The sequence below is a fragment of the Komagataeibacter melaceti genome, assembly GCF_003403295.1.
GTDB lineage: Bacteria > Pseudomonadota > Alphaproteobacteria > Acetobacterales > Acetobacteraceae > Komagataeibacter > Komagataeibacter melaceti.
The window spans coordinates 1-4198 of sequence record NZ_QUWV01000228.1; the positions used below are offsets into that span (position 1 = coordinate 1).

Sequence of the window (4198 nt, forward strand, 5' to 3'; positions counted from 1 at the left end):
TACCCCCGCCCCGCCCCCGCCACGATGCGGGACAGCATGGCGAGGGTCGCAGCCAGGTGGCGGGATTCAGCCATCAGGTTGCTCCCATTGTTGGGTGTTCCAGTCATATCGCCCGCCCGCAAGCTCACCAAAGGCGACAAGGAACGCCATGCGCCGCACGCGCGGCATGTCCATGGCGACAGCCCACGGCACCCCATGCCCGACCAGGGCCGCGACCTCGATCAGCACGGGGTGCCTGCTCAGTTTTTTGCGGCGGTCCGCTCGGCTGCGGCCCGCTCCGGCCCGTCCGTGCCGAACAGTGCGGCGGACAGGGCCTCCACCCCGGCATGGCCGATCTGGTTGGCCACCTGCTCAAGCTGCACGCGCGTGCGCGGGCGGATGACCGGCACCGCGTCGATCTCCTCGACCGAGGAGATCATGAGCGCATATTCCAGCCACGCGGTGGAGGGGGCCGCAGGCCCCAGCTCCAGCAGCGCCAGCACATCCCCCGGCCCGCGCTCACGGTAGGTGATGGTCCGGCCATCTTCTGTCGTTACGGTCCGTTCTTCGGCCATGTCCGTCCCCCCGTTCAGGAAATGCGGTTGCGCGCGCGGGCGTTGAAGCTGATGGTCTGCGTCACCAGCATTTCGGACTGGTAATGCCCCGCATCGGCAAGCTGGAGCGACGCGCCCACATACTCGAACGTGCTGAGCGCGCCGTCACATTCGGTCACGTACTGGTAGATGCTGCCCAGCACCACCGTACCCGCCGCCCAGAAGCCGTTTTCAATGGCGCAGAACAGGTCATCGGCACCCGAACTGTCGCGCTGGAAGCTGAAATGCCCGTTCCAGCCATTGGGCACGTCATAGAACACCGGCATGTCGTTCAGCGGGCTGGAGGACAGCGCGCTGGTGCGCTGCTGCGCGCTGAAGCCGGTTACGGTGGGCAGGTCGATGCGGCTGCCGTCATAGACCAGCACCACCCGGCAGTCGCGGCCGATATTGAAGGGTTTGGCGGACATTCACGTCTCCATAAAAAAAGGGCGGCCACCGGGCCGCCCGTAACAGCAATGCAGCGAACGGGGTCAGGCCACGGGTGCGGCGGTGCTGACCGTGACACTCGCCCCGCCCTGCAGGTTGACCACGAAAAAGCGGTTGATGCCCTGGTAACGCACCTGCACATCCGCCCGCACGTAACCCAGCGCCGTGCGCGACTGGGGGTTGTTGGACGCATCGCACACCACGGCGTAATCCGTGCTGGCCCCCAGCACCCCGCCCGTGACCATGTTGGACAGCGTGCCCAGCAGCACGGCGCGGATATCGCCAAACAGGGTGGGCGTGATCACCGCGCCCACGAATGCGCCCATGCCCGCGTTGATGGTTTCGGAAATGTAGTTGGTCAGGCGGGTGTAGCTGTCATCGTTCATGTCCGCGTCGGATGCGGTGTTCAGCCCGCCGCGGACCGCCCAGTACGCCCCGCCGGGGGCGGGGTTGCACACCACGTCGATCCCGGCGGTGAACAGGGCCGAAAGCTCGGCGGTGGAATAGGTGGCCGCCTGCCCGCTGGAAACCAGGCCCGCCTTCTGGCTGCCCACCACACCATACAGTTCACGGTTCAGGCTGGACTGTTCGGGCGAAAGCCCGCCCAGCACCCCAGCGACAAAGGCCTGCGGCGGCACCAGCATGGTGCCGTTGGTGTCATCATCCCACCACAGCCAGTCCCCCAGCATGAGCTTGACGGCGTAGCTGTCCAGCCCCGCCGCCGCCTTCTGCGCCGCCGCACCGGCAATGGTGTCGCCCGCCGGGCCGGTGGCGATCATGTACACCCCTTCCCCCAGGCCAAAGGCGGCCTGCAGGGTCCATGCCGCGCTGTCGCTCACCCCATGCAGCAGCCCGATCGCGCAGCCCTGCCCGCGCAGGGCGTACATGCCGGTGCGGGCCGCGCCATCGGTGCCGATGAAGGCGGCCGTGCCCGGCGTGCCGCCATCGGTGCCACCGGCCAGCGTGATCGTGCCCGCCGCAAGGGCCGGGGCCACCTGCGGCACGCTGGCGCGTACCAGCGCCGTGTCATCCGCCGCCAGCGCGCCCGCCAGTGCCGCCCAGTTCGTGCCACGGTACGTGCGGCTGCCCAGCACGGCATGGCTGACGGTAAGGGTATAGCTGGTGGTCACGATCGTATCCTGCGCCAGCGTGGCCACGATGGCGTTGCCCGCGCTGCCGGTATGCACCGCATCCAGCGTCACCCCCGAAAGCTCGCCCGTGGCGGCGGTGTCGGTGCCGTCGCTCACCCGCACGCAGCGGAAGTCGGACGCCCCCTGCGCCAGCGCGATGTTGACCGCCGTGCCCAGGTCGGTGGCCAGCGCCTGCTTGGGGCCGAACGCGGCCAGGCAGTCGCCCATGCCGCCCACGATCACGGGCGCGCCCACGGCCCCCCACGTGGCCGTGCCCACCACGCCGATGCGCCCGCTCGCCACGCCATTGAGCGCCAGCGTCTGGGGCTTGAGGATCTGCACGTACAGGTCGGGCACGTTCAGGCTGTTGGTGTTCAGTTGCCCGGACTGGTAAATGGTCATGATGTCTGTCTTTCGGTAGTGCGCGGCGTGGCGCGGTGAAGGGAGGCGCTGCCCGCGCCCGGCGGCGGCGTGCCCGCCAGCACGCCACCGGGCAGGCCGACACCCCCGGCCAGCATGACCGGGGCGGGACGGGTCAGTTCGGTGTCATAGGTCACGAGAAAATGGGCGGGCCGGGCAAAGATGCCGCGGTTCATGGCCGTATCGTCATTGAAGGCGGCCCGCGCCTCGATACGGAAGGTGGAGCCGCCCGCATCCGTCAGCCAGTCGCTCAGGGCCAGCGCGTCCTCCATCGCGCGGCCCAGCGCGTCGCGCCCGGCGGGGGTGGCCGACCATGCGGTCAGCACGAACATCTGCTGCTGCCTGCGCGCGATGCAGCGCGCCTGCACCACATCGGCATTGATCGCGCGCGCCACGCAGGCACCGGGCAGGGTAATGCACGCGCCATCGGCCACCGCGCCGGGTAGCTGCGCGGCCAGTGCGGCGGCGACGCTGGCCGCCGTGTCATCCGCCGCCGCCACATGCAGGCCACAGGCCGCAACCCCGGCAGGCCCGGACATGACCAGCCCCACCGTGCCCATGGGGGCGGCACCCGGCAGCAGCGTGACGGTGGCGGTACTGCCGGCGGTACTGTCCTGCGTGGTGATGCCCAGCGTGGCGGGCTGCATGCCCGCAAACCGCCACGGCCGCCCCAGCGGTTCATCCACCCGCGCCCAGGATGCCGCATCATCCATGATGCTGATGAAGTCACACCCCTGCTGCAGCGTGGCCCCCGCCCCGGCCAGCCCGGCCTGTGTCAGCCCGCCCCGGCTTATGACCAGCGGGCGGCCCGTGCATGCGCTGCCCGGCGTGCCGTCGGGGCACAGCGCGGTGGCCAGCGCCGTGGCGATGGCGGTGGAAATGGTGGAAATATCGGCCATGTCATCGCCGCTCCGGTTTTGTGTGGGGGGTGCGGGCGTGCCTCATGCCTGCTGCTGGCCCAGCAGGCAGCGCGTGCCCCACGGGCTGGCGCGCGCGCTGCCAATGGTGTAGCGCGCGCCCCCGGCATCACTGACCCACATGGCGGGCTGGAGCGTGACGCCGGGAATGGCGGGCATGAACATTTCCATCCCCCCGCCATGGATCGCGCCGGGCTGCCCCGGCCCCGGCACCGTGGCCCCGGCACCCAGCCGGATCAGCGCGGGCCAGCCGCTGGCCACGGTGGCCTGCGCGCTGGCATCGCCCGATGTGGCGTAGCCGCCGGGATTGGCCAGCGCCGCCGCCGGGGCGGGCGTTGCCGCAAGGGTGACGGTCGCGTTGCACAGCACGCACAGCGGCGGGCGGAAGGGTTCGCACCGCGCGACAAAACAGGTCTGTCCCGCGCTGGTCAGGATGTCGCCCGCCTGCACGTCGGTCGTGTCCAGGAGCGCGTAAACAAAGGGCGCATCCCACAATGCAGGCCCGGCAAAGCCGAAGGCCCGGTCACTGCTGAACGCGGCCACCAACTGCGCGTGGGCCACGCCCATCGGCTGCATGGCGCCGGTGGGGCGGTACTGCGCGCACGCCGCCCCCACCCGCGCCGCCGCCCGTGCGAAGCCGCGCGCGGCAAGGCGGTTCAGGGCTGGCTGGTCCATCAGATGATGATCTCCCCCGCCCCGCGCAGCCCCGGCC

Annotated in this window: 5 protein-coding genes; all 5 read right to left on the bottom strand. The window is 70.4% G+C overall.

What is annotated here, in order from left to right:
• Nucleotides 1–239 precede the first annotated feature (239 nt).
• Entirely contained in the window at nucleotides 240–554 is a 315-nt protein-coding gene (locus DY926_RS16625) for a hypothetical protein (RefSeq protein WP_116704352.1), read from the bottom strand.
• A 14-nt stretch (nucleotides 555–568) separates the two neighbouring features.
• Complete coding sequence (locus tag DY926_RS16630) at nucleotides 569–1000, bottom strand: hypothetical protein (RefSeq protein WP_116704353.1); 432 nt, start codon at nucleotides 998–1000, stop codon at nucleotides 569–571.
• Nucleotides 1001–1063: 63 nt separating this feature from the next.
• Entirely contained in the window at nucleotides 1064–2551 is a 1488-nt protein-coding gene (locus DY926_RS16635; protein WP_116704354.1) for a phage tail sheath protein, read from the bottom strand.
• Nucleotides 2548–3468 carry a hypothetical protein gene (locus tag DY926_RS16640; RefSeq protein WP_186336212.1) on the bottom strand — a complete coding sequence of 307 codons (921 nt, stop codon included), beginning with the start codon at nucleotides 3466–3468 and terminating at the stop codon, nucleotides 2548–2550. The genes DY926_RS16635 and DY926_RS16640 overlap by 4 nt, the downstream gene beginning before the upstream one ends.
• A 42-nt stretch (nucleotides 3469–3510) precedes the next feature.
• On the bottom strand, nucleotides 3511–4198 hold a 688-nt coding region (locus DY926_RS16645; RefSeq protein WP_241503294.1), incomplete at its 5' end, for a hypothetical protein.

Bases quoted from the DNA above. Each gene is read 5' to 3' on its own strand.
- DY926_RS16625 (WP_116704352.1), bottom strand. From the start codon at position 554: ATGGCCGAAGAACGGACCGTAACGACAGAAGATGGCCGGACCATCACC.
- DY926_RS16630 (WP_116704353.1), bottom strand. From the start codon at position 1,000: ATGTCCGCCAAACCCTTCAATATCGGCCGCGACTGCCGGGTGGTGCTG.
- DY926_RS16635 (WP_116704354.1), bottom strand. From the start codon at position 2,551: ATGACCATTTACCAGTCCGGGCAACTGAACACCAACAGCCTGAACGTG.
- DY926_RS16640 (WP_186336212.1), bottom strand. From the start codon at position 3,468: ATGGCCGATATTTCCACCATTTCCACCGCCATCGCCACGGCGCTGGCC.